Source organism: Polynucleobacter sp. AP-Nino-20-G2 (assembly GCF_018688235.1).
Taxonomy (GTDB): domain Bacteria; phylum Pseudomonadota; class Gammaproteobacteria; order Burkholderiales; family Burkholderiaceae; genus Polynucleobacter.
Map to the genome: position 1 here is coordinate 1,261,263 of NZ_CP061313.1, position 24,484 is coordinate 1,285,746.

Consider the following 24,484-nt stretch of genomic DNA (forward strand, 5'->3'; position numbering starts at 1 on the left):
CCAAATTCAAGACCTTAGGGGCGCAAGGCATTATCCTTACGCCTATGAGTTCACAACCCCAATCCACCCCTAAAGCCACATCTGGGTGGAAAGCACTCCTCAAGCGGGCTTGGCCCACAATTCGCATTTTGCTATCCGCTGCGCTCCTTTGGAAAGCCACAAGCGGAATTGATTGGCGCACCCTGTTTAACTCAGAAATTCAGATGGAGCCCATGTGGTTTTTAGCTGCCTTAATCTGCATGATGTTGGCGTTTATTTGTGGAGGCTATCGCTGGGGCATGTTTATGCAGGCCGTAGGTTTTCCGCGCCGCATTCAGTCGTATATTGGACTGTATATAGCAGGCGGCCTCATTAACCAGGGTCTACCGAGCACCTTGGGCGGCGATAGCTATCGCGCCATTACCGCAACCCACTTAACCAGCAGCGGCAAACTTGCAGAAGCAAAAGAGTTAGACAAAGAGTTGCATCACTCAGTAGACCTAGAGCATGCCAATCCAAAATTGCGACTTAGCTTTGCAATGGTTTTAGTCGATCGTCTGCTCGGCTTGGCGGGTAATAATTTATTGGGCGGAATTGGCCTCATTTTGGGCGGCGCTACTTTAGCTGTTTGGGGGAAAGATCTGGGTTATGCCGTAACCAGCATCATGATTTTTGCCGGCCTGATCATCGCTGCTGCCTTAGCCTGGGAGCCAACTTGCAAACTATTGCAAAGGCTCCTCGACAAGCTGCAAATGAATAACGCGCTACCGGGAATCAAGTTCGCTTTTTCTTGGCCAATGAATATTGCCCAAGCTGCACTAGCAATTGGAATTCATTTCCTAACCATCCTGACGCTCTTGTTTTGTCTTAAAGCTTACGGAGTAGATGCGCCAATTGAAGCCCTCATGATTGGCTTACCAGCACTCAGCTTACTGCTCATGCTCCCTATTAGCATCTCTGGATGGGGTCTGCGAGAGGCGACACTTTCTTCCGTCCTAGCTTTGTGGGGCATCAATCCCTCAATGACAGTACTTGCATCCATTAGTTATGGCGCCATTACCGTGATATCGGTTTTACCAGGCGCTTATTTTTTATTCAAACGGAAATAATTCTTTTTAGAGCCCTACTATGAGTATTAGCGTTAACACCATGCGCGCCATCGATCATTGGGTCGGCGTGCCACTCTGTGCGGTAGCAAGTCCTATTGTCGCCCTCATCGATGGCATCAAAAATATCTTTAACCAACAATCTGAGGCACCACGCAAACTGCTCTTCATCGAGCTATCTGAAATGGGTAGCGCTATTTTGGTTGACCCTGCCATGCGCAACGCACAAGCACGGGGTGCAGAGTTATTCTTCTTGATTTTTAAAAGTAATCGCGCCAGCCTCACTTTGCTCAATACCGTTAAGCCAGAAAATATTTTCACGATTGACTCTTCCAGTCTGGGTGGGTTAATTAGAGATACGATCAAATTCTTGATTATTGCTCGCAAGCATCGCATTGATACCGTGATTGACCTGGAGCTCTTCTCTCGGTTTACGGCACTACTTACCGGCCTATGCGGTGCACGTCGTCGTGTTGGTTATCACATCTTCCACGGTGAAGGGCTATGGCGCGGCTTTATGTTGACACGTAAAGTGCACTACAACCCACATATTCACATTACTAAAAACTTTTTATCCCTCATCCATGCGGCCTTCGCAAAAGAGGTTGAAGCACCCTTCAGCAAAATCCATATTGCGGATTCTGAAGTGCGTCTCGAGCAGGCGGTAATTGACCCGAATGCACTCGTTAAAGTTCGGGAGCGCATTGAAAAACTCAGTACAGAAGCTGGTATTCCATTCTCCCAAGGCAAGCAACGTCTCATCTTGGTCAATCCGAATGCGAGCGACCTACTACCCCAAAGACGTTGGGCGCAACAACGTTTCTCAGAATTGATTCATGGCCTGCATCAACGCTACCCTCAGGACTTGATTTTGATCACCGGCTCTCCTGCTGAATTTGAATACGTAGAAAAAGTACGTGCTGTAGCGAACGTGAAAAATGCGCTGAACTTTGCAGGTCAAGTCAGCTTTGCGGAACTACCTCCGCTATACACCCTGTCTGATGTAATGGTTACCAACGACTCCGGTCCCGGCCACTTCTCCGCGGTTACCGCACTCAGAACGGTTGTTTTATTTGGCCCAGAGACTCCGGCGCTTTATGGTTCAGTAGGAAAATCCATCTCCATCACCGCCAACCTTGCTTGTTCACCTTGTGTGAGCGCTGCGAATCATCGTAAGACCCCTTGTCATGACAATGTCTGTATGCAAGCCATTACCGTTACTCAGGTTTTAGAAAAGATGGTTCATCAATTGAATGAAGCAGACCAAGAGAAGGCTCGCTGATTCGCATGTCCGAGGAGCAAAAGCTAGCCGTCGGCAACATCGCTGTCTGGGCGTGGTTTACACCATTGCTTCCACTTGGTCTAGCAATCGGGATTTACTTTGGTAATCTACAAACGCCGACATTTTTATTGATTAATCAGTCGACGCAAGTCGTACCTGATACAGCATGGGCGTGGCTTACCTTTTTAGGAAATGGCTGGGGAGCATTTGCGCTTTGCTTCCCATTACTATTGCTAGCACCACGATTACTCTGCGCCGGTCTTCTGGCATCTGCCATTGGTGGAATCATTAGCCTAATAGTCAAATCTTTTTTAGCCTTCCCAAGACCAGCGAGCGTTCTGGCTTTAGATGACTTTTACCGAGTTGGCGAACCACTACTCTACCGAGCAATGCCCTCGGGTCATACATTGACAGCATTTGCTGTTGCGGCCGGGATTTTCTTCGCCTGTGATAAAAATAAGCGGGCTAACTTGTGGTGGCTCTTTCTCCTCGCGGGGCTCGCAGGAGTATCTCGCAATGCAATCGGCGCCCATTGGTTCACCGATGTATTGGCTGGCTGCGCAATTGGTCTATGGTCGGGCATGGCTGGCGCTCTGTTATCTCAACGTATTCCTGAGGCCCAATTGGCACCCAATAAGACCGTACCCAGATTGCTTGCGCTTGGGGGAGCGGCCACTATTTATGCTCTGCTCACGCAAACTATGGATTTAAGCCAAAATCAATCCTTGCAATACGCCAGCGCAGTGCTCGTTAGTATTACCCTGGCTTTTTTTATCAAAGCCCAGAATAGGAAAGTCGCTTAAAGATGTTTAGTTACAGGCACGCCTTTCATGCGGGCAGTCATGCAGATATTCTGAAGCACCTTACCCTTATTCACTTGGTGGAATACCTTCAGGAAAAACCAGGGGCCCTCACCATTGTTGATACACATGCAGGCGCTGGTATTTACAGCTTGATTGATGGCTTCGCAACTGTCAGCAAAGAAGCTGATGAGGGCATCTATCGACTTGCCAAATTTACAGCCGATCAATTGGCGACAGGCAAACCAATGAGTGCGGGCATTAGTAATTATTTGGAATGCATTCGAAATGAAAATGGTGACGGCGACATCAGCGTCTACCCTGGCTCACCATTTATATTGGCACGCTTACTTCGAGCACAAGATCGCCTAAAGCTCTTTGAGCTTCACCCCAAAGAAATTGATATTTTGCGTCACAATATCAGCGAACTAAAACAAGCCAAGCAAATTGATGTTTATGCAGAAGATAGTTTTGCAAGATTAAAAGGCCTGCTGCCTCCGCCGAGCAGACGTGGACTGGTCTTAATTGACCCGTCGTACGAGGATAAGCAAGACTATCGCTATCTCGAAACCGCCATGGAAGAAGCCTTGCAGCGCTTTGCCACTGGTTGCTATGCTATCTGGTACCCCGTTCTCTCTCGCCGTGAATCTGCCGCGCTTCCAGATCACCTTAAAAAGATCGCCGCGAATCACAAACGTTCGTGGTTGCATGCAGAGCTACGCGTAGAAAATGCCCCAAAAGAGCGGCGCCTTCAGGCTAGCGGTATGTTCATCATTAACCCACCGTGGACATTAGAAAAGCATCTTGCTGAGAGCTTGCCCATCCTAGTCAAAGCCTTGGGCCAAGATAATCGCGCCGAATTTTTGCTCAAGAGTTTTGAGGCTTAAAGGCAATCGAAAAATTAATCTCGCACCTGAATCATCACTTCATTGCGCCGCATAAAAGGCAATGTCCAAGGTGGGTTGTAGCGAGCAAATTGTGGGGAGCCTACAGCTTGCAATCCCATGACCCTAATCCACTCCTCCAGCGCTTGAGTTTTTTCTAAAACTTTCTCTTCGTTATAAAAGCCGGAGAATTGAATGACGGCCTTCTTTGCTGCGGGCACTTCTCGAATATGGACTAGAGAATTTAAAGGCTTTGGCAAAGTGCTGAAAGTGTATTCAGACGGCATGACGAATGACACTGTCCAGCGAGAATTATCCCGGTCCTTTGGCAATATGCCGCCTTCGACAGTTACGGGCGCTGTCATTTCAATCTTAGCGCTTTTACTCTCGCTATCAGCTTCAATACCCACCGGAGCAGTCATGGAGATTTTTTCGCTCACTTGATTTTGTCCAAAAATGTAGGCGGCAATCAACCGAAAGCCTTGGCTAGATGCGGAATCCAAATCGCCAGTGACCGACACCTCAGCCAATATCAACGGAGCATAAACCCTTAGCTCAAAAGGCTCAGACTTTTGTAGGACTGTATATTTTGGCTCTTCTGTTGCCATCGCGATGCTCGCAATCAAGATACTTGTTAAAAATAACAATATTCGCAAGGGAGAGTCCTTGGTCATTAACTCCCTACCACTGAGAGTTGATACTAAAACCTTTTTCATCATATTGAATGTGCGCTTGCGCGCCTACTGGCAGAGTCAACTTTTCTGCTTGATGCCCAAAAGGTAAGCCAGTTAATACAGGGATATGCTTTGGCAATCTTTCAATGATTGCCTTAATGGCGGCATCCAAAGAATATCCACGGTCGTTATCGTAAAGTCGGTAAGCTGAAAATCCGCCCAATAAAATAGCGCTTTGGTTCCCCAGCACTCCAGCATCCAATAATTGCATCAACATGCGCTCTATGCGGTAAGGATGCTCGTTCACATCCTCTATAAATAAGATGCCGCCCTGAGTTTGTTCGCGACTTGGGAGATAAGGCGTCCCCACCAATCCAGCGAGCACAGTTAAATTACCGCCCCACAATATCCCTGAAGCATTGCCGCTCACTGGTGAGTTTAAATATATCTGTGGAGCGCTAATGGTGCAATCTAATTTGCGATTAGCAATGGCGTCTTGAAAATGCTGCCACATAAAGGCATTAGGGGCACCGCCTTCACCCTGACAAGCAAAATCAAAATTGAGCATCGGACCAGCGAGAGTAATGGCACCCGTTTTTGCCAATAATCCCACCTGAAAGGTCGTGAAGTCGCTATGACCACAAATTTGCAGGCCATTTTTGATTGACTGAGCAATAGAGCCCCATTCGATTTTGGGGAGCAAGCGATGTAGCCCATAACCACCACGCATCGCTACAACTACAGCATCTGGCGATAGATTAGCAAGATGATTGATCTCAGATAAACGCTCTGCATCAGTACCTGAAAAACGTTGGTCAACACGCTTAACGCAATCAGCGTTTTTAACCTCAATACCTTGCTGACGTAACCATTCAATTCCAGCTAAAGGACTTGAGGCATCTAAACTCGCTCCAGAAGGAGCAATCAAATGAATGTATTTCAACGCCGCTCCTTAAAAAAATCACGCAATACCTGACCACACTCCTCGCCAAGCACTCCACCCTCTACCTGAGTCTGGTGATTAATCTGCTTTTCTGAGAATACATTGAGGACGCTTCCTGCCGCTCCTGTTTTAGGATCCTGCGCTCCAAATACAACCCGATCTACCCTGGCGTGCAACATGGCACCCGCACACATTGTGCAAGGCTCAAGAGTGACATAGAGCGTGGTGCCAGGCAAACGATAATTTTTCTCCTCTAGAGCAGCGGCTCTGAGGGCCATCATCTCCGCATGCGCACTGGGGTCGCTATTGCTAATGGGTTTATTAAAGCCTTTTGCAATAACCTGACCATCACGAACCAAGATGGCACCCACAGGAACTTCACCTGCAAGAGCGGCAAGCTTCGCTTGATCTAAAGCTTGCTGCATAAACTGGCGGTCAAGCTCTGCTTGCATATTCAGTCTTAGGGGTGAGAAACATCAGCCCAGCAATTGGGGGTTTCATAAAGGCGAATCGCTGAAAGCGTTAAGCGCCCACCAAACGCCTTCTGAAACACTGGCTCCAATATCTGAAAGGCGGCAGTTGCCAAGTTTTCTACTGTAGGCACATGGTCCATGATGACGGTCTTGTGGTTAGGCATCGAATTTAAGAACGCCACTAAACCAGCATCCTCTTTTGCTACCAAGAAAGCATGATCCCATGGCTCAACGATGTATTGATTAGCGAGGCGTTTGATATCGCCAAAATCCAAGACCATACCGTCATCCGCCTTACCTGGATTATTAGCAACATCTCCCGTCAAGGTAATCTCAATAGCGTAACGGTGACCATGCAAATGCCGACACTGGCCATCATGATTGGGAATGCGATGTCCTGAGTCAAACTCGAGCCTACGGGTGATGGAAATTGCTGCTTGCTTACTAGTCATAGATACTTTTCTGAATACTTAAAATTCGCGTGCCATCATGGCTAACGAATACCAATCATTTTATGAGTTTGGACACTCAGTCGCCATAAAGGCCGCTTTTGGCAAAGGCGAACCGCCAAAGCCATATTCTCCTGGAGATTAGGCCCATCCATGGCCTGCAAAAAACGATTGCGGTAATCCATTTTCTCAAAGCGAGCCAATAATGCCTCAATGGAAGTGTGTCCGATTTGGGGAATCACCACCTTAATCTCATCAGCTTGCAACACAATCAGATCTGAGCCTGCTTTTGGGCTAACGCATACCCAATCAATCCCCTGAGGCACTTTGATCGTTCCATTCGTTTCAATAGCCACGGCGAAGCCCTTGGCATGTAATGCATCGATTAAGGCGCCATCCAACTGGAGCAATGGCTCGCCACCGGTAAAGACAACATAGCGTTGCTGTGGCCCAGCTGAGGTGCTAATCCACGCTTTCTCAATCGCGTCAGCAAGTTGAGCGGCGGTTTCAAATTTCCCGCCACCGGTACCATCGCTACCCACAAAATCTGTGTCGCAAAACTGGCATACGGCTGTAGCCCTATCTTCCTCGCGACCACTCCAAAGATTGCATCCGGCAAAACGGCAAAAAACAGCCGCACGGCCAGCTTGAGCGCCCTCGCCCTGAAGGGTTGGAAATAGTTCTTTGACGGTATACATAAGTAGAGACTGATTTTAAGCGCTTTGCTTACTTCCAGGACACAAGCTCCCACTCTAAATAGTCTTCCCACAGGGCATCGTTCCAGAACATTCCAGCCAAAAGATACCGGCCATACCCCCTGCGAATAGCCCAACGACCAATTTCCGGGGCAAACCAAACATCTTCCTGCCGAATACTGGCCAGCCTAAAAACATCATTGCTTTGAAAATAAGGGGCCTCATTTTGATACTTGAGGACGGTAAATTGCCCTGCCGGCACAGAGATAGCTTCCCAGCCAAGGGCAGAAATACTTAAGCCCCAGTAATAACTGCTACCTGGGTAACCAAGTACTTGATAGCGAGTTCGATAAAACCCCGACCATCCTGCGGTAAGTTGCTCGGGCCACATTGGGAGTGCCCGCTCAAATTTCTGCGGGGGACTCCAATGAGGATCCTGGAGAACATAACCCCAGGGCTCTTGCATTTCATCCGGGAGGGGTCCTGCCTTGATGCCGCTTCGCTGAATTCGGACCTGGGGACCTACTGCAACAATACGCTCAGTAACAATATCCAAGATCTCTTGATTAAATACACTGCGCACCTGGTAGACCCACTCTTGACCCACCTGAGGTCCACGTACTTGAACTTGCTTTACGGGCTGAGGAAGCGGCGTACCAACCGGGTAAGGCTGTGATGAGATGCAGGCCGTTAATAGCGCCGGTACCGCTCCAATTAAGGCCCTTCGAATGAAATTTACTTGTAGGAGGTAAGTTGCCATTGATAACTACCCTCTAAGATCACCGCCCCAATTTGACCTTGAATTTGATAGGAGCCAGAGGCCTCTCGGGCAACCCAACGACCAATCTGAGGAGCAAACCAAACAGTTTCTTTCCGAATGCAATCAACCTTATTGGGATCATTACTTTCATAATTAATCAGATTCTGAAAACGCAAGGCAATAAAGTCACCTGCTGGGACCGTAATTTTTTCCCAGCCTTGTACGCTCATGTATTCCTGCCAATGAAGATTCGACCCGGGGTAACCAGCCACACTATATTTTGTATTGAACTGTTTAGCCCAAGATGTAGAGAGTTGTTCGGGCCACAATGGCAGAGATGGATTGAAATTTAATAGATGGGCCCACTGGGTATCCGTTGCAATCATCCCCCACGAGGTCTGAATCTCACTAGGCAAAGCGACTCCATCACCAGAAGTGCGCTCAATCGTAATGACAGAAGCAATACTAGCAATACGCTCGGTAATCACTCCCAAGGTTTTTCCATCAAAGACATTACGCTTGACATATGTCCACTCCTGCCCTACCTGAGGTGGACGAATGACTGGAAGCGGTTTGGGCTGTGCAACCGGAATTCCATGCTCATAGGACAAACTAGTACAGGCTACAGGTATCAAGGCGGCTGATGAAATGAAAGTGCGACGAGATAAGTTCATATGGACATCCTCAGGATTGGATTAAATGGCGATTGAATACAAAGTTTATATATGCCTCAAGATTTTGGCTATCTTATTGCGCGCTACTGAGGCCTTTGGAATGCCTGGCATATCAAACCAAAGATGAGCATCTTCTTCAAATCCAACACCATGCATAAAGTTATAAATCGCCTTCTTAAGACCGAGACCGAGCGCATCATGATCCACGCCGCTTGGATCAATAAATGCCACATCATTCTTAGCAAAAGTAATTGGGGGTAATGGCACGAGATCTATTCCATAGGATTTTGGATCTAAGCCAACTGGTGAGTGGACTGTACAAGTAAAGCGATGAAAAAAGCCACTCTGAATGCAGCCATTTTCAAATAGCTGGCGCACATACTCCAAGGCATCAACAGTCTCTTGTACGGTTTGCGTTGGAAACCCGTACATCAAATAGGCGTGCACCAATATTCCCGCATCCGAGAATCCCTTGGTTACCCGAGCAACTTGCTCTACTGAAACACCTTTTTTCATGAGGTCGAGCAATCTATCGGACGCAACCTCCAAACCACCAGACATTGCGATGCAGCCACTTTGTGCCAATAGCTCGCTGAGTTCCGGTGTAAACGTTTTTTCAAAACGAATGTTGCCCCACCATGAAATCATCACCTTACGACGTATCAACTCTTCCGCGAGCGCCTTTAATATTTTTGGTGGCGCAGCCTCATCCACAAAATGAAATCCCGTCTGCCCAGTCTCCGCAATAATCGCTTCAATGCGATCAACCAATAAAGTGGCTGAGGCGGTTTCATAACGAGAAATATAGTCCAGAGATACATCACAGAAACTGCATTTCTTCCAATAGCAACCATGAGCTACCGTGAGCTTGTTCCAACGACCATCACTCCATAGTCGATGCATTGGATTGAGCATATCCAATAAGGATAGGTAGGAGCTAAGTGGCAGGCCATCCCAAGTCGCCGTTCCCACCTCCTCAAAAGGGATATCAGGCTCTTGCCACCGAATATAGCGAACCAAACCAGCATCATCCCGAATAAATGTCCGAACCAATCTTTCGGCGGAACGCTTGCCATTCAAATGCTCAATGAGCGCAAGTAATGGCCTCTCGCCAGAATCCAGAGTGATGTAATCGACAAAATCAAATATGCGTGGGTCGGTCAACTCACGCAATTCGGTATTGACATATCCACCACCGAGACCAATCTTGATCTTTGGAAAATGGGATTTAATCGTTTTGGCAATCCTTAGCGCTGCATACATCGCACCAGGAAATGGTACCGATAAGAGCACCAGTGTTGGCTGATGCCGATCAATCGCAATCTTAGTCAAACTTTGTAGATGCAAATCCATTAATGTCGGGGTGGCCTCCAAAGCATCCGCCAATGGAGTAAAAGTGGGCTGACTACTTGCTAAGGACTCCGCATAACGCACGAACTCAAAACGCTCATCGACAGCATCTCGCAGCACATCAGATAAATCATTGAGGTACAGGGTTGCCAAATGGCGCGCCTTATCTTGAGATCCTAATGCACCAAACGCCCATGCCAGAGAATCCCCACCATCTTCGTCGTCGTAACTATCCAAAGAAGTAAAACGTGGACCTTCGGGCAAGAAGACGCGACTATTAATGCGATGGGCTAAGGTGCTATCTCTACCTTGTAAAAATGCAATGACTGGAGAAATCGTGCTTTGATAATCCGCAAAATAATCCAGAAAGAAATTGACCGGAGCGCTACGATACTCCTCGGCAAGCTTTAGGGCTGCACTCTTAATTTCATCCAAGCCTTTGGGGGTAAAGAAACTCAGCACCAAGGCAAGTGCCAGGTCTTCTTGGACGGCATCAATACCGCGAGAGCGCAAAAAACCGGTGAGGTAGGCCGTGGAGGGGTACGGAGTATTTAACTGCGTCATCGGCGGGATGAGGCTGAGTACCTTCATCCTGGCCTCAGACATGTACATGCTTTTTATTACTAGCGGCATCAAGAAGATCTAATTCTTCTACCGTAAAACCAGCCTGCTTACGCGCTTCTATATTGAATGGACCCCGTAAGGCAGGCGCCTGATATTTTCTGGCCAATTCTCTATAAGTCGCAATTGGGGAAACGTTATCTTGAGAACAGAGAAAATTAAACCAGTGATTGCCAATCAGTACATGGCCGATTTCATCTCTCAGAATGATCTCTAGAATTTCAACCGCTCTTGCATCTTTAATTTGCTTGAAGCGATCACGAATGCCAGGCACAGCATCTAACCCTCTTGCCTCCATTGTTCTGGGCACTAAGGCCATCCTGGCAATTACAGCATCGGTTGTTCTCTCAACAATTTCCCACAAGCTGTTATGGGCCGGGAAATCCCCATATGCAAATCCATGCGATTGCATATGCTCGTTCACCAAGCTGAAATGGTAGGCCTCTTCTTTGGCAACCTTTAACCAATCTTCATAGTATTGCTTTGGCATATCTGGAAAACGCCAGATTGCATCCAAAGCAAGATTCATGGCATTGAATTCAATATGCGCTAGCGAGTGCCACAAAATGGCGCGCCCATCAGGAGTATCCATTCTTCTTTTGGGAACCTGCAGCGGTGGAACTAGTTCTGGCTTTAATGGTCGCCCGGGGAGATGAAGACTGCGAGCATCCAATGTACGAGAAAGATCAATGCTGACGCGTTGATGTTGATACTCATCAAACAATTGAAACAGCTGACTTACCTTAGTCTGCGCATCGGTGTTTGCCAGTATTGCGAGGGCTGTTTCTCGTAACTCAAGCATGGGTCATGGCGAACTACAGCCGCCTATTCCCACTCGATGGTTGCCGGAGGTTTTCCGCTGATATCGTATACAACTCGATTGATACCACGCACTTCATTAATGATGCGATTAGATACTTTGCCAAGCAAATCATGCGGCAGGTGGGCCCAATGTGCAGTCATGAAGTCCTGAGTTTGAACAGCCCTCAATGCGACCACATATTCATATGTTCGGCCATCACCCATCACACCAACAGACTTGACCGGCAAGAATACAGCGAAGGCTTGGCTGGTAAGGTCATACCAAGATTTTTGGCTCACTTCATCAATAGTGCTGCGCAACTCTTCGATAAAAATTGCATCAGCACGTTGTAGCAAGCTTGCGAACTCAGCTTTGACTTCACCCAAGATACGAACACCTAAGCCAGGACCCGGGAATGGATGGCGATATACCATCTCACGCGGCAAGCCTAAGGCGACACCCAGCTCACGTACCTCATCCTTAAAGAGCTCACGCAATGGCTCAAGCAACTTCAGATGCATATCTTCAGGGAGACCACCAACATTATGGTGGCTCTTAATCGTATGCGCACCCTTCTTGCCCTTACCAGCAGACTCAATCACATCCGGGTAAATGGTTCCCTGAGCAAGCCACTTTGCATTTTTAATCTTGCCGGACTCAGCCTGGAAAATCTCTACGAACTCTTTGCCGATAATTTTTCGCTTCGCTTCAGGATCAGCTACACCGGCAAGCTCAGACATAAATTTCTCTTTGGCATCCACTCGAATCACCTTGACTCCAAGGTTCCGAGCAAACATCTCCATGACCATATCACCTTCATTCAAACGAAGCAGACCATGATCAACAAACACGCAAGTCAGCTGATCGCCAATCGCGCGATGAATCAGGGCCGCGGCAACACTAGAGTCCACTCCGCCCGATAAACCCAGGATGACCTCTTCATCGCCAACTTGTTTGCGAATACGCTCTACAGCCTCGGCAATGTAATCCCCCATCACCCAATCTGGTTTGCAGGCGCAGATGTCATGCACAAAACGCTCTAAGATCGCTGTGCCTTGGATGGTGTGGGTAACTTCTGGATGGAACTGGAATGCGTAGAACCGACGCTCTTCATCCGCCATGCCAGCAATGGGGCAAGACTCTGTTGAGGCCATTAACTTAAATGCAGGTGGCAGTGCGGTTACTGAATCACCATGACTCATCCAAACCTTGAGAATGCCGTGACCTTCACTGGTTGAAAAGTCCTGAATACCTTTCAGGAGATTAGTGTGGCCATGGGCTCGCACTTCAGAGTAGCCAAATTCACGAGCCTTACCCAAGGATTCGGCAGAAGCGACTGCGCCACCTAATTGAGTTGCCATGGTTTGCATGCCGTAGCAAATGCCAAGAACGGGTACGCCTAATTCGAAAACGATCTGGGGTGCGCGTGGACTACCCTCTTCCGTTACAGAGCTAGGCCCTCCGGAAAGAATAATTCCTTTGCCACCCTGCTCTTGAATGAATTTGCGAATGAACTCTGGATCGCAATCATATGGATGGATTTCAGAGTACACGCGCGCATCACGTACACGCCTTGCAATGAGTTGAGTTACTTGTGAACCAAAGTCGAGAATCAGTATTTTGTCGTGCACGAAAGGGTCAGTCTTTAATTCAGCCTTAATTTCAGCTTTTGTTTACTTGTTAATCAATATGGTAATTCGGCGCTTCTTTGGTGATCTTCACATCGTGCACATGCGACTCGCGCACACCAGCTGAAGTGATTTCCACAAAATTCGCTTTCTCATGAAGTTCATCGATCGTCTTGCAACCCAAGTAACCCATCGAAGAACGAATACCACCAGTTAACTGATGCAAGATCGCTAACACGCTACCTTTGTATGGAACCTGACCTTCGATACCTTCAGGAACCAACTTTTCAGCATTCGCCGCACTGATATCGCTTTGAAAATAACGATCCGCAGAGCCATCCGCCATCGCGCCCAAAGAACCCATGCCGCGATAGCTCTTGTAAGAACGCCCCTGATACAAGAACACTTCGCCCGGCGCTTCTTCGGTACCAGCAAACATGCCGCCCATCATGACAGAGCTTGCGCCAGCCGCCAAAGCTTTTGCAACATCGCCTGAGTAACGCACACCGCCGTCAGCAATCAATGGAATGCCTGTGCCTTTGAGTGCGGTAGCCACATTCACGATTGCCGTGATTTGCGGAACACCTACCCCAGCAACAATTCGAGTAGTACAAATAGAACCCGGTCCAATACCAACCTTCACGCCATCAGCGCCATGATCGGCCAATGCTTTTGCAGCATCACCAGTAGCAATATTTCCACCAATCACTTGAACATGAGGGTAGTTTTTCTTAACCCATTTGACGCGATCCAATACACCCTGGCTATGACCGTGCGCAGTGTCTACTACGATCACGTCAACGCCAGCGCGCACCAGTAGCTCAATACGCTCATCATTGTCTGGGCCAACACCGACTGCTGCGCCAACACGCAATTTACCTTCGCCGTCTTTACAGGCATTCGGATGTTCAGTGGCTTTAAGAATATCTTTTACGGTAATTAAGCCGCGCAATTCAAATTTATCATTCACTACGAGAACGCGCTCTAAGCGATGCTGACTCATTAAGCGCTTGGCCTCCTCTAATGAGCAGCCCTCTTTAACCGTGATCAAGCGCTCGCGGGGAGTCATCTTGGTTTTTACTGGAGCATCCAAATCTTCTTCGAAGCGCAAATCGCGGTTGGTAATAATGCCAACCACTTCCTTGCCCGTCAGAACTGGAAACCCTGAGAAACCATGTTCGCGTGAAAGCTGAATAACCTGGCGAAGAGTAACGTCTGGACTAATCGTAATTGGATCGCGGAGAACTCCGGATTCATAACGCTTAACCTTAGCCACTTCTCTCGCCTGCTCTGCAGGCTTCAGGTTTTTATGAATGATGCCAATACCACCTTCGCTGGCCATGGCAATCGCCAAACGACCTTCGGTCACAGTGTCCATAGCAGCAGACACCAGTGGTGTATTGAGTGAGATATCTCGAGTTAACTTACTTGCCAAGCTGGCATCCCGAGGAAGTACCGATGAATAGGCCGGTACGAGGAGCACATCGTCAAAAGTGAGTGCTTTTTGAATGAGTCGCATGCAAAACCCCTAGTCGCAAAAACCGATTATAGCCTCCTAGCCTTTCTTTTAGCTGCGGCCGCCTGGAATTTAGCATCTTGGTTCTGATTGGCCTTCTTCCGACGGACCAGCTTTGGGTCGACCAAGAGCGGGGAATAGAGCTCCAAGCGATCCCCGGGGTAAATGGGGCTATCCCAGTCCTTACGCTTGCCAAAAACCCCAAAACAGCCTTTTCTCGCCAAGACTTCATCGTCTGGACCGCTGGCAATCCCAGCCCGTAGCAAAGCCAGCCCTACTGTAGGCTGCTCCCCAGGAACGACATCCAGCAGAAAGGTGTTGATCTGGGGGGTTCCAGCCCGGGCGTCACAGATCAGAATCTCAAACGATCTATTGACCATCAAGATCTTCAGCTCGCTTTACAAAGCAATCCACGAAGGTGCCCGCAATATGGCCAAAAACAGGGCCAATGATCTTATCCAGAATGGCACTCTTAAACTCCCAATGGAGCTTAAATTCGACCTTACAGGCATCTTCCTTGAGGGGAATGAAGTTCCACTGCCCTGAAAAATACTTAAAAGGGCCGTCTACAAAGATCATATCAATGGTTTCGGGGCGATGATTAACGTTGCGGGTATGAAAGTACTGCGTAATACCCTTGAAATGGATATTGATTTTGGCGTCCAGGACAGTTTCGGTTTGCTCGAATATTTCCACGCCACCGCACCACGGCAGGAACTCCGGGTACCGAGCAACGTCAGTAACGAGGCCATACATTCTGTCGGCTGATTGGCCAATTAAAACGGTCTTGTAGACGTCTGCCATAATCGATCTTGAGAAGCTAAATAAATATGAGTATCGTCGATAACAAAAAAGCCTTCTTCGATTATTTTATCGAGGAACGGTTCGAAGCAGGGCTTGTACTGGAGGGCTGGGAAGTGAAGGCCATCCGCGCAGGTCGCGTGCACATCAAGGAAGCGTATGTCGTCATCCGTCAGGCGGAGCTATTCCTGATCGGCTGTCACATTACCCCCCTACTTTCAGCGTCTACCCATATCGTTCCAGATAGCACTCGCACCCGCAAGCTTTTACTCAATGCCATAGAGATTCGCAAGCTTATCGGTAAGGTGGAGCAAAAGGGCTACACCCTAGTTCCCCTCAACCTGCACTTCTCCAAAGGGAATGTGAAGTGCGAAATTGGTTTGGCTCGAGGTAAGAAACAGCACGACAAGCGTGCGGCTACCAAAGAGCGGGAATGGGAAGTTCAAAAAGGCCGTATCGCTAGAGGCGATTTAAACGCCTGACGAGACAAAGGATTCAAAGCCAGGCATTGATGCACTGAATTGGTGCACATAGGCACCAAGCCGCTCCACCCCCAGCATTTCCGCTCCTTCAGAGGCTGTAGTTTGTAACTATGAAATTGCCTTTTGACGAAATGCTCGACGCCAACGGAAAAGCGCGTCCCCATTACCAAGCTTTCCATAACTGGTTAAAGCAACAGAGTGACACCCTCATGGGTCTAAAGCGCGCTGAGGCTGATCTCATCTTCCGACGAGTAGGCATTACATTCGCGGTCTACGGAGACGATCTGGGATCCGAGCGGACCATTCCTTTTGATCAAGTCCCTCGCATTTTTACCGCCAAGGAATGGGAGCAACTCGAGGCCGGGCTACGTCAACGAGTGAAAGCGCTCAACCGCTTTATCTATGACATCTATCACGAAGAAGAAATCATCAAAGCAGGAATTATTCCTGGGGAACAGATATTTAACAATGCGCAATACCGCCCGGAAATGCGCAATGTGAGCGTACCGCGTGATATCTACGCTCAAATTGCAGGCATTGATATTGTGCGCGCTGGCGAAGGTGAGTTTTATGTATTAGAGGACAACCTACGCGTACCTTCCGGCGTCTCTTATATGGTTGAAGATCGGAAGATGATGATGCGCCTCTTCCCAGATCTCTTTCAAAAGTATCGCGTGGCACCTGTGGAGCACTATCCAGATTTTTTGTTGGAATGCTTAAGGTCCGTTAAGCCAGATGATGTCAAAAAACCTAATGTGGTCGTACTTACCCCAGGCATGTACAACTCCGCATACTTTGAACATAGCTACCTTGCTCAACAAATGGGCGTAGAACTGGTGGAAGGCAAAGACTTGTTTGTGAAGAACGAACAGGTCTTCATGCGCACCACACAAGGCCCTGAACGGGTCGATGTCATTTATCGCCGAGTCGATGATGACTTCCTAGATCCCCTCGCATTCAGATCAGATTCCACCTTAGGCGTAGCAGGCCTGCTCTCGGCGCATCGCGCGGGTAATGTCACCCTAGCCAATGCTATTGGCACCGGAATTGCGGATGACAAATCAATCTACCCCTACGTCCCCGACATGATTGAGTTCTATCTGGGCGAGAAGCCCATTCTGAACAACGTGCCAACCTTTCAGTGCCGTAAACCTGATGATCTTGCCTACACGCTGGCAAACCTAGAAAAACTAGTAGTCAAGCTCACGCATGGAGCGGGTGGATACGGAATGTTGGTAGGACCAGCATCCACCAAGACTGAGATAGAAGAATTTAGGGGGCATCTCATTGCCAATCCAGATAAGTACATTGCTCAACCTACTTTGGCTTTATCAACCTGCCCTACCTTCGTGGAGTCGGGTGTAGCGCCACGTCACATCGATTTACGACCATTCGTACTTTCTGGAAAAACCATCAAGATGGTTCCAGGCGGGCTGACAAGGGTCGCCCTCAAAGAAGGCTCTTTAGTCGTGAACTCCTCGCAAGGCGGCGGAACTAAAGATACCTGGGTGCTGGAAGAATAGAGGATAAGAATTTATGCTGAGTCGCACCGCTGATTGCTTGTATTGGATGGCTCGCTATACAGAGCGTGCTGAAAACACCGCTCGCATGTTGGATGTCAATCATCAGACCTCCTTATTGCCACAGCCCGCAGAATTTTTGGAGCAAAGCTGGAAGAAGTTGCTGACCATTTCCAAGCTAGAAGAGTCTTTCTTAAGTCGCTACGATGTGATTAATCGCGAGAATGTCTTGGACTTCATGATTTATGAAACCAGCAATCCATCCAGCATTGTGTCCTGCCTATTTGCCGCGAGAGAGAACGCCCGGGTGATTCGTGGCCGAATTACTTCGGAAGCCTGGGAAACTCAAAATACAACATGGCTGGAGTTGCAGAGAATTCTTGAAGCGCGAAACCAGGCCGATCCCAGTAGACTGCTTGACTGGGTAAAACACCGCTGCCATCTATTTAGGGGTGTGATGCACGGCACCATGCTAAAGAATGAATCGTTCTACTTTATGAATGTAGGAACACTGCTAGAGCGCGCCGACAATACTGCCCGCATCCTAGAAACAAAGTACGAAGATCAAGCGGCACTAAAAGTATTCCGTAACGACAGCAAAATAAAGATTGGCAATGATGGGCCGATAGAGCTAGCTGATGGAGCGGATGGGGACTTCTTTGATTTCTACCATTGGGCCGCCCTATTGCGCTCTGTTTCAGCGTTCGAGATCTATCGTCAAATTTATTCCGATCAAGTAACGCCAAAGCAAGTTGCCCAGCTCTTAATTTTTAATAAGCAAATGCCGCGCTCGTTGATTTGCTGCGTGAATGAACTCATTCCATTAATCTCAGAGGTCAAGAACCAACAATCAAAAGAGATTGAACGTCTCTTGGGAAAACTCAAGGCAAGCCTAGACTACTCAGATATTGATGAGGTTTTTAACCAAGGTTTGGAAGAATTCATTGAAGAGTTTTTAGAGCAAATCAATCACGTTGCTGATGAATTTAGTAACGCCTACCTCATCCCATTGGCTGTAGCCTAAAGAACACTATGCACCTGAAGATTCGCCATCGCACCGAATATCGCTATGAAACACCGGTACGCTATTCCATTCAAGAGTTACGATTAACGCCGCCACAAGTGGAGGGTCAGTGCGTGGATCAATGGAAGGTAAGCACGCCAATTAAAGCAAGCACCTCTCATGATGTTTTTGGGAATCTCTGCAGTGTCTTCGCTCAAGAGAGCGCCTATACCTCAATGATGATTGAGGCGGAAGGTGAAGTGCATACGCAAGATGCTTATGAATTCATTGATGCCCCGAAGGCGGTATCCCCTTATCACCTGCTTCAACAGACTAACCTCACTGAACCTTCGGCAGAAATGCTTGAGTTTTTTGCCGCATCACTTCCCCAGAAAAACACGATTGAGGAAGTATTGAAGCTAGCCAAAGCGGTACAGGAGGCGATTCTATATTTCCCAGGGCAAACGAATTTTGCAACTACCGCTGCGCAATCTTTCATTATGAAATCTGGTGTTTGCCAAGACCATGCTCACATTATGCTGGGCCTATGTCGCGCCTCCGGAATTCCAGCGCGCTATGTCAGCGGATATTTCTTTGCAGAGGAGTCCCCTAACCTAGCCAGCCATGCTTGGATTGATTTTTGCCTTGATATTGATAAAGGCATTTGGATTAGCGTCGACATTACCCACGCCTGTCTCATTGATGCCCGCCATATTCGTCTCGCCATAGGCAGGGACTACTACTCTGCCGCACCCGTTAAAGGGGTTCGCTCTGGTGGTGGAGGCGAAGCGCTTAGCGCCAGCATCTCAATTGCCAAGATCATTTGAAAAAACCCCAGTTCAAGTAAGTAAGGGATAATTTCAAGCAATGAATAAAGGGGTTTTGGTATGACGTATTGCGTTGGGCTTTGCCTAAAAGATGGATTGGTTTTTTTATCAGACACCCGCACAAATGCTGGTGTTGATCAGATCGGTACATTTAGAAAGATGTCTTTATTCCAAAAAAATAAGGATCGCTTCTTTACACTCATGAGTGCTGGCAACCTTGCCATTACGCAAGCTGTAAAAGAGATTTTGTTGCAGGGCCAGTTACTGGGCGGCAAAAATCTTTGGAATGTAGATAACTCGCATGATGCCGCCGTAGTGATTGGTGATGCGATTAAACAAGTCTATGACAGAGATCATAAGGCGCTAGAGAAGGCTGGCATTGATTTCAATTGCAACCTCATCTTTGGCGGACAAGTGAAGGGCGAGCGTCCAAGACTCTTTAATATTTACTCTGCAGGAAATTTTATTGAAGCAACCCCAGAGACATGCTATTTCCAAATTGGTGAATCCAAGTACGGAAAACCAATTCTAGATAGAGTGATCAGCTTTGATACTCCACTCAATTTGGCTACCAAGTGTGCGTTGATTTCAATGGACTCGACTTTGAATAGCAATATCTCCGTAGGCCTCCCCTTGGACTTATTGGTTTACGAAAAGAATTCCTTGCAAGCTAGCAAGCTTGTTACCTTGGATGAATCAAACCCCTACTTTCAGATGATTCATCAGCTATGGGGTGAGAAGCTGCGCTCAGCGTTTAACTCGATTGCTGAGCCAAGCTGGTCTGGAGCCACTCCTTCGCGCTCGATCGCCTCTCCAGCCAAGAAAATGGGGGCTGTACCCATTCATCGAGCAAGCAAAAGTACTGCCGTTAAAGCCGTCTCAAAGGCAACTAAACCAGCAAGTAAGGCTGCACCAAAGAAAGCAGCAGTAAAGAAGACAAAAGCCTAAAAGCTTTAGATCTAAAGCAAAAGACCTAGATTCGCATCTAGGTCTTTTTGCTTCTAACTTCTAGCCATGCTGCAATAGCAGTATAGGTTTATGGCTTATGCCTTTTTCTCACCCAACATTTCCCAAGTAGCAACTACGCTATCCGGATTGAGGGAGATTGAAGTAATACCCTTGGCAACCAACCAACGTGCAAAGTCCGGATGATCCGAAGGACCTTGACCGCAAATACCAACGTATTTGTTTTGCTTGCGGCAGGCTTCGATTGAGCGGGCAATCATGAACTCAACCGCAGGGTCACGTTCATCAAAGTCGATTGCCAACAATTCCATTCCAGAATCGCGGTCCAAACCTAAAGTCAACTGAGTCATATCGTTTGAGCCGATTGAGAATCCATCGAAATGCTCGAGGAATTCATCCGCCAAAATAGCATTGGAAGGAATCTCGCACATCATGATGAGGCGCAAACCATTTTCGCCGCGCTTCAGACCAAACTTCGCCATCATATCGATCACGCGCTCTGCCTGCTTGATGGTGCGTACGAACGGTACCATGATCTCGACATTGTCTAGACCCATGTCTTCACGAACACGCTTCATTGCTGCGCACTCTAGAGCAAAAGCTTCGCCGAAATCCGCTGACACATAACGGGATGCGCCACGGAAACCGAGCATCGGATTTTCTTCATCTGGCTCATAGCGTGAACCACCGATTAGTTTTTTGTATTCATTTGACTTAAAGTCAGACAAACGCACAATCACTGGCTTTGGATAGAAAGCAGCAGCAATTGTTGCAACACCCTCAACCAACTTATCTTCATAGAACTGGCGTGGGCTTGCGTAACCGCGAGCAACGCTCTCTACTGCGCGCTTCAGATCAGGATCAATATTTGGGTACTCCAATACTGCGCGTGGATGCACGCCAATGTAGTTATTGATGATGAACTCAAGACGAGCCAAACCAACACCCGCATTCGGGATCTGGCAGAAATCAAACGCCAACTGAGGATTACCAATGTTCATGGTGATCTTGACTGGAATCTCTGGCAACACGCCACGTGATACTTCAGTGACTTCAGTTTCGATCAAGCCATCATAGATATGACCTTCATCGCCCTCAGCACAAGATACGGTAACCATCATTCCGTCTTGCAAATGCTCAGTGGCATCACCGCAACCAACCACCGCAGGCACACCTAACTCACGCGCAATGATCGCAGCGTGGCAAGTACGTCCACCACGGTTCGTAATAATCGCTGAGGCACGCTTCATTACGGGCTCCCAGTTCGGATCGGTCATATCGGCAACCAATACATCACCCGGCTGAACACGATCCATTTCGCTTGGATCACGAATTACACGCACCGGACCAGCGCCGATCTTTTGACCAATCGCACGGCCTTTCGCCAATACCTTTGAGCTACCCTTGAGCTTGTAGCGCATTTCTACTTGGCCAGCAGCTTGACTCTTCACTGTCTCTGGACGAGCCTGGAGAATATAGATACGACCATCTTGACCATCTTTGCCCCACTCGATGTCCATTGGACGACCGTAGTGCTTTTCAATGATGACTGCGTACTTAGCCAACTCAGTAATGTCAGCATCCTCCAAAGAGAAGCGGTTGCGCTTCTCAGGAGTCACATCAACAGTGACCACTTTCTCAGCAGAACCTGCTGGTGCAAATTGCATCTGAATGAGCTTTGAACCTAGCGAACGACGAATGATCGCTTTCTTACCTTTTGCAAGAGCGGTTTTGAAAACATAGAACTCATCTGGATTTACCGCGCCCTGCACTACGGTCTCACCCAGACCATAGCTCGAAGTAATAAATACAACATCCTCAAAGCCAGATTCAGTATCGATTGTGAACATCACGCCGGCAGCGCCCAAATCTGAACGAACCATGCGCTGAATACCAGCCGACAAAGCGACCTCAGCGTGCGCAAAGCCTTTGTGAACGCGGTAAGAGATAGCGCGGTCGTTATACAAAGAAGCAAATACTTCACGAATCTTTTTCAGAACATCGTCAATGCCCTCAACGTTCAAGAAAGTTTCTTGTTGACCGGCAAAAGAAGCGTCTGGCAAGTCTTCCGCAGTTGCGGAAGAACGCACTGCAAAAGAGCCTTTACCTGAGTCATCTAATTTCTTAAATGCGGTACGAATCTCTTCATCCAAGCGCGGCTGAAATGGCGCGGTCTCAATCCAGTTACGAATTTCTTTACCGGCTTCAGCTAGAGCACGAACATCGTCGATGTTCAAATTCTCTAGGCGCTTCTGAATGCGCTCAGTCAAATTGTTGTGCTCTAAGAAATCACGGAATGCTAAAGCAGTAGTGGCAAAACCTGTAGGTACTCGCACACCAGTAGACGATAACTGGGAAATCATTTCACCTAATGAAGCATTTTTACCGCCGACTGATTCAACATCAGTCATGCGGAGTTGCTCAAAAGGCAAAACATAAGCGTTTTCTAGATTGCTATTTTGTTGCTGTTGGTTGGACATAAAATACTCTCTAAAGATAAGGAAACTGGTCGAGCGGCCGAATAAAATACGGCATACTTCATTAACTACATATTGTAGTGCTGACCACGACTTTTAGGCCAATCTCATGTCTACCCAAACCCGCATTGTTTTTATTGTTTCTGACGGCACCGGCATCACCGCTGAGAACTTCAGTCAGTCGATTTTGGCCCAATTTGAGGCCACTTTTAAGCATATTCGGGTACCTTTTGTGGATAGCCCTGATAAGGCTCATGATGCCGTTTCTAGCATTAATCAGGCAGCCGCTAAATATGGGGTCCAACCCATTGTTTTCACCACTTTAGTGAATCCCGAGCTCAATACCATCGTCGGCAAGGCAAATGGGCTAATTTTGGACATGTTCCAGACCTTCGTGGCCCCACTAGAGCAGGCGCTAGGCATTAAATCCACCCATGCCATGAATCGACTTCACCATAATGCGGATACCGAAGCTTACAAAAACCGGATTGAGGCTATTAATTACTCCTTGGCGCACGATGACGGGCAATCCAATCGTAATCTCGCTGAGGCCGATGTCATCTTGGTGGGCATCTCCCGGGTTGGCAAGACGCCAACCAGCCTCTACTTGGCGATGCAGTACGGCATGAAAGCAGCTAATTACCCATTAATACCAGAAGACTTTGAGCGTGGCCAGCTACCAAAGGACTTAATCCCCTACCGCCATAAGATTTTTGGCCTCATGATTGATGCCGAACGCCTATCCGAAATACGTAATGAGCGTCGCCCTGGCAGCAACTATGCGAAATTAGAGAACTGTCGCTATGAGATTAATGAGGCGACAGCCATGATGAAAAAAGAATCCATTCCTTGGGTGGCCACTACAAGCAAATCCATTGAGGAGATTGCCACCACTGTTCTGCAATCGATTAAGTCCGATAAAACGATCTTAGGCTAAGCTTTACTAGCTACGTCGGACGCGAACAGTTTCAAAAAGGCAGATTGCCGCCGCAGTAGAGACATTGAGAGACTCGACACGAGGATCGATCGGAATGGAAACACCTTTGGCTTGCGTCATGAGATCTTCTGAAACCCCCTGCCCCTCGCTACCCATCACCCAGGCAACCGGGTGAATCAGCGCCTTTGACATATTGAACACATCTAACTCACCATTAGCGGTCGCAGCCAATAAAGGAGCGGTAATAGCGCTCAATACCTGTTGATTAGACCAACCTTCATACAGATCGAGCAATTTATGCGCCCCCATCCCAGCGCGTAACACTTTACTTGACCATAAATGGGCGCAGCCCGATAAAGCAATCACCTGAGTAAACCCGGCAGCAGCGGCCGTACGCAAAATAGAACCTACATTACCTGCGTCTTGTATGCGATCCAAAATAATCACATCGCCAGACAGCGTAGCGATCGACTGCTGTGGCGCCAAAGCAGTATTGGGTAAATCTAAAAGACCGGCAATATGGGGGGCATTCACCAAATCACTCAATAAATCCCAAAGACTTTTCTCCAACTGATAAACGCGGGTTTCAGGACAGATCTCAACATGGTCATACACTGCTTGTGCAATTTCTGGATTTTGCAAACCGAGCTCAGAGGTAAAGAGAGTCTTTAGCGCTGGATTACCAACCCAAGTTTGAATGAGATGAATACCCTCAAGCAAAGCCTGGCCACAAGCCAGTCTTGCCTTTTGCCCCCTAGACCCAGTAGCCTGCAAAAGACGAATCTCCTTGAATAAGGAGTTTTCTTTTGAGGTAATTAAATCAAGCTTCATAGCG

At 47.9% G+C, this 24,484-nt stretch carries 25 protein-coding genes; 10 read left to right on the top strand and 15 right to left on the bottom strand.

Annotated features, from left to right (window positions below; all coding sequences use genetic code 11):
* Positions 1-44: 44 nt before the first annotated feature.
* Genes FD960_RS06560 through FD960_RS06575 form a run of 4 tightly spaced genes read left to right on the top strand, consistent with a single transcriptional unit; the run spans position 45 to position 4,054 of the window.
* On the top strand, positions 45-1,088 hold the full coding sequence (locus FD960_RS06560; protein WP_215298049.1) for a lysylphosphatidylglycerol synthase transmembrane domain-containing protein: 1,044 nt from the start codon (positions 45-47) through the stop codon (positions 1,086-1,088).
* Positions 1,089-1,107: 19 nt separating this feature from the next.
* On the top strand, positions 1,108-2,367 hold the full coding sequence (locus FD960_RS06565) for a glycosyltransferase family 9 protein (protein ID WP_215298051.1): 1,260 nt from the start codon (positions 1,108-1,110) through the stop codon (positions 2,365-2,367).
* A gap of 5 nt (positions 2,368-2,372) precedes the next feature.
* On the top strand, positions 2,373-3,170 hold the full coding sequence (locus FD960_RS06570) for a phosphatase PAP2 family protein (protein ID WP_215298053.1): 798 nt from the start codon (positions 2,373-2,375) through the stop codon (positions 3,168-3,170).
* A gap of 2 nt (positions 3,171-3,172) precedes the next feature.
* A complete protein-coding gene (locus FD960_RS06575; RefSeq protein WP_215298054.1) occupies positions 3,173-4,054 on the top strand; it encodes a 23S rRNA (adenine(2030)-N(6))-methyltransferase RlmJ in 882 nt (293 codons plus the stop codon).
* 14 nt (positions 4,055-4,068) lie between these two features.
* On the opposite strand, the gene FD960_RS06580 is transcribed toward FD960_RS06575, so the two are convergent.
* Genes FD960_RS06580 through FD960_RS06640 form a run of 13 tightly spaced genes read right to left on the bottom strand, consistent with a single transcriptional unit; the run spans position 4,069 to position 15,440 of the window.
* Positions 4,069-4,725, bottom strand: coding sequence for a heme-binding protein (locus FD960_RS06580; RefSeq protein ID WP_251369759.1), 657 nt, complete (start codon positions 4,723-4,725; stop codon positions 4,069-4,071).
* Between the two features lie 7 nt (positions 4,726-4,732).
* A complete protein-coding gene (locus FD960_RS06585) occupies positions 4,733-5,668 on the bottom strand; it encodes an LD-carboxypeptidase (RefSeq protein WP_215298056.1) in 936 nt (311 codons plus the stop codon).
* Complete coding sequence (tadA, locus tag FD960_RS06590) at positions 5,665-6,120, bottom strand: tRNA adenosine(34) deaminase TadA (RefSeq protein WP_215298058.1); 456 nt, start codon at positions 6,118-6,120, stop codon at positions 5,665-5,667. Before tadA ends, FD960_RS06585 begins: the two co-directional genes overlap by 4 nt.
* 8 nt (positions 6,121-6,128) lie before the next feature.
* Positions 6,129-6,593: a 6-carboxytetrahydropterin synthase QueD gene (gene queD / locus FD960_RS06595; protein ID WP_215298060.1), complete on the bottom strand. Its 465-nt coding sequence runs from the start codon at positions 6,591-6,593 to the stop codon at positions 6,129-6,131.
* 41 nt (positions 6,594-6,634) lie between these two features.
* Positions 6,635-7,288, bottom strand: coding sequence for a 7-carboxy-7-deazaguanine synthase (gene queE / locus FD960_RS06600; RefSeq protein ID WP_215298061.1), 654 nt, complete (start codon positions 7,286-7,288; stop codon positions 6,635-6,637).
* A gap of 28 nt (positions 7,289-7,316) precedes the next feature.
* Positions 7,317-8,045 carry a hypothetical protein gene (locus FD960_RS06605; RefSeq protein WP_215298063.1) on the bottom strand — a complete coding sequence of 243 codons (729 nt, stop codon included), beginning with the start codon at positions 8,043-8,045 and terminating at the stop codon, positions 7,317-7,319.
* A complete protein-coding gene (locus FD960_RS06610) occupies positions 8,021-8,719 on the bottom strand; it encodes a hypothetical protein (protein ID WP_215298065.1) in 699 nt (232 codons plus the stop codon). Before FD960_RS06610 ends, FD960_RS06605 begins: the two co-directional genes overlap by 25 nt.
* A 45-nt stretch (positions 8,720-8,764) precedes the next feature.
* Complete coding sequence (locus FD960_RS06615) at positions 8,765-10,675, bottom strand: radical SAM protein (RefSeq protein WP_215298066.1); 1,911 nt, start codon at positions 10,673-10,675, stop codon at positions 8,765-8,767.
* Positions 10,668-11,492 (bottom strand): ferritin-like domain-containing protein, encoded by an 825-nt coding sequence (locus FD960_RS06620; protein ID WP_215298068.1) that lies wholly within the window; start codon positions 11,490-11,492, stop codon positions 10,668-10,670. Before FD960_RS06620 ends, FD960_RS06615 begins: the two co-directional genes overlap by 8 nt.
* Positions 11,493-11,515: 23 nt before the next feature.
* Positions 11,516-13,123: a glutamine-hydrolyzing GMP synthase gene (gene guaA, locus FD960_RS06625; protein WP_215298070.1), complete on the bottom strand. Its 1,608-nt coding sequence runs from the start codon at positions 13,121-13,123 to the stop codon at positions 11,516-11,518.
* 49 nt (positions 13,124-13,172) lie between these two features.
* Positions 13,173-14,639, bottom strand: a complete 1,467-nt coding sequence (guaB, locus tag FD960_RS06630) for an IMP dehydrogenase (protein WP_215298072.1) — start codon at positions 14,637-14,639, stop codon at positions 13,173-13,175.
* A 26-nt stretch (positions 14,640-14,665) separates the two neighbouring features.
* The gene (locus FD960_RS06635; RefSeq protein ID WP_215298073.1) at positions 14,666-15,016 is read right to left on the bottom strand and encodes an RnfH family protein; all 351 of its coding nucleotides are present in this window, start codon (positions 15,014-15,016) and stop codon (positions 14,666-14,668) included.
* Entirely contained in the window at positions 15,006-15,440 is a 435-nt protein-coding gene (locus FD960_RS06640) for a type II toxin-antitoxin system RatA family toxin (protein ID WP_215298074.1), read from the bottom strand. The genes FD960_RS06635 and FD960_RS06640 overlap by 11 nt, the downstream gene beginning before the upstream one ends.
* Positions 15,441-15,466: 26 nt before the next feature.
* Here FD960_RS06640 and smpB point away from each other — a divergent pair, with 26 nt between their 5' ends.
* From smpB to FD960_RS06665, 5 genes are all read left to right on the top strand, one after another.
* Positions 15,467-15,919 (top strand): SsrA-binding protein SmpB, encoded by a 453-nt coding sequence (smpB, locus tag FD960_RS06645; protein WP_076022953.1) that lies wholly within the window; start codon positions 15,467-15,469, stop codon positions 15,917-15,919.
* A gap of 110 nt (positions 15,920-16,029) precedes the next feature.
* Positions 16,030-17,442, top strand: coding sequence for a circularly permuted type 2 ATP-grasp protein (locus tag FD960_RS06650; protein ID WP_215298075.1), 1,413 nt, complete (start codon positions 16,030-16,032; stop codon positions 17,440-17,442).
* 13 nt (positions 17,443-17,455) lie between these two features.
* Positions 17,456-18,463, top strand: coding sequence for an alpha-E domain-containing protein (locus tag FD960_RS06655; RefSeq protein ID WP_215298076.1), 1,008 nt, complete (start codon positions 17,456-17,458; stop codon positions 18,461-18,463).
* Positions 18,464-18,471: 8 nt separating this feature from the next.
* Entirely contained in the window at positions 18,472-19,269 is a 798-nt protein-coding gene (locus FD960_RS06660) for a transglutaminase family protein (RefSeq protein ID WP_215298077.1), read from the top strand.
* Between the two features lie 60 nt (positions 19,270-19,329).
* A complete protein-coding gene (locus FD960_RS06665; RefSeq protein WP_251369760.1) occupies positions 19,330-20,217 on the top strand; it encodes a proteasome-type protease in 888 nt (295 codons plus the stop codon).
* Positions 20,218-20,312: 95 nt separating this feature from the next.
* Here the strand turns inward: FD960_RS06665 and ppsA are convergent, their stop codons facing one another.
* Positions 20,313-22,715, bottom strand: coding sequence for a phosphoenolpyruvate synthase (ppsA, locus tag FD960_RS06670; protein ID WP_215298078.1), 2,403 nt, complete (start codon positions 22,713-22,715; stop codon positions 20,313-20,315).
* 106 nt (positions 22,716-22,821) lie between these two features.
* On the opposite strand from ppsA, the gene FD960_RS06675 reads away from it, so the two are divergent.
* Positions 22,822-23,649: a pyruvate, water dikinase regulatory protein gene (locus tag FD960_RS06675; RefSeq protein ID WP_215298079.1), complete on the top strand. Its 828-nt coding sequence runs from the start codon at positions 22,822-22,824 to the stop codon at positions 23,647-23,649.
* Between the two features lie 6 nt (positions 23,650-23,655).
* Here FD960_RS06675 and FD960_RS06680 read toward each other — a convergent pair whose 3' ends face one another.
* Positions 23,656-24,480 (bottom strand): RNA methyltransferase, encoded by an 825-nt coding sequence (locus FD960_RS06680; protein WP_215298080.1) that lies wholly within the window; start codon positions 24,478-24,480, stop codon positions 23,656-23,658.
* Positions 24,481-24,484: the final 4 nt, after the last annotated feature.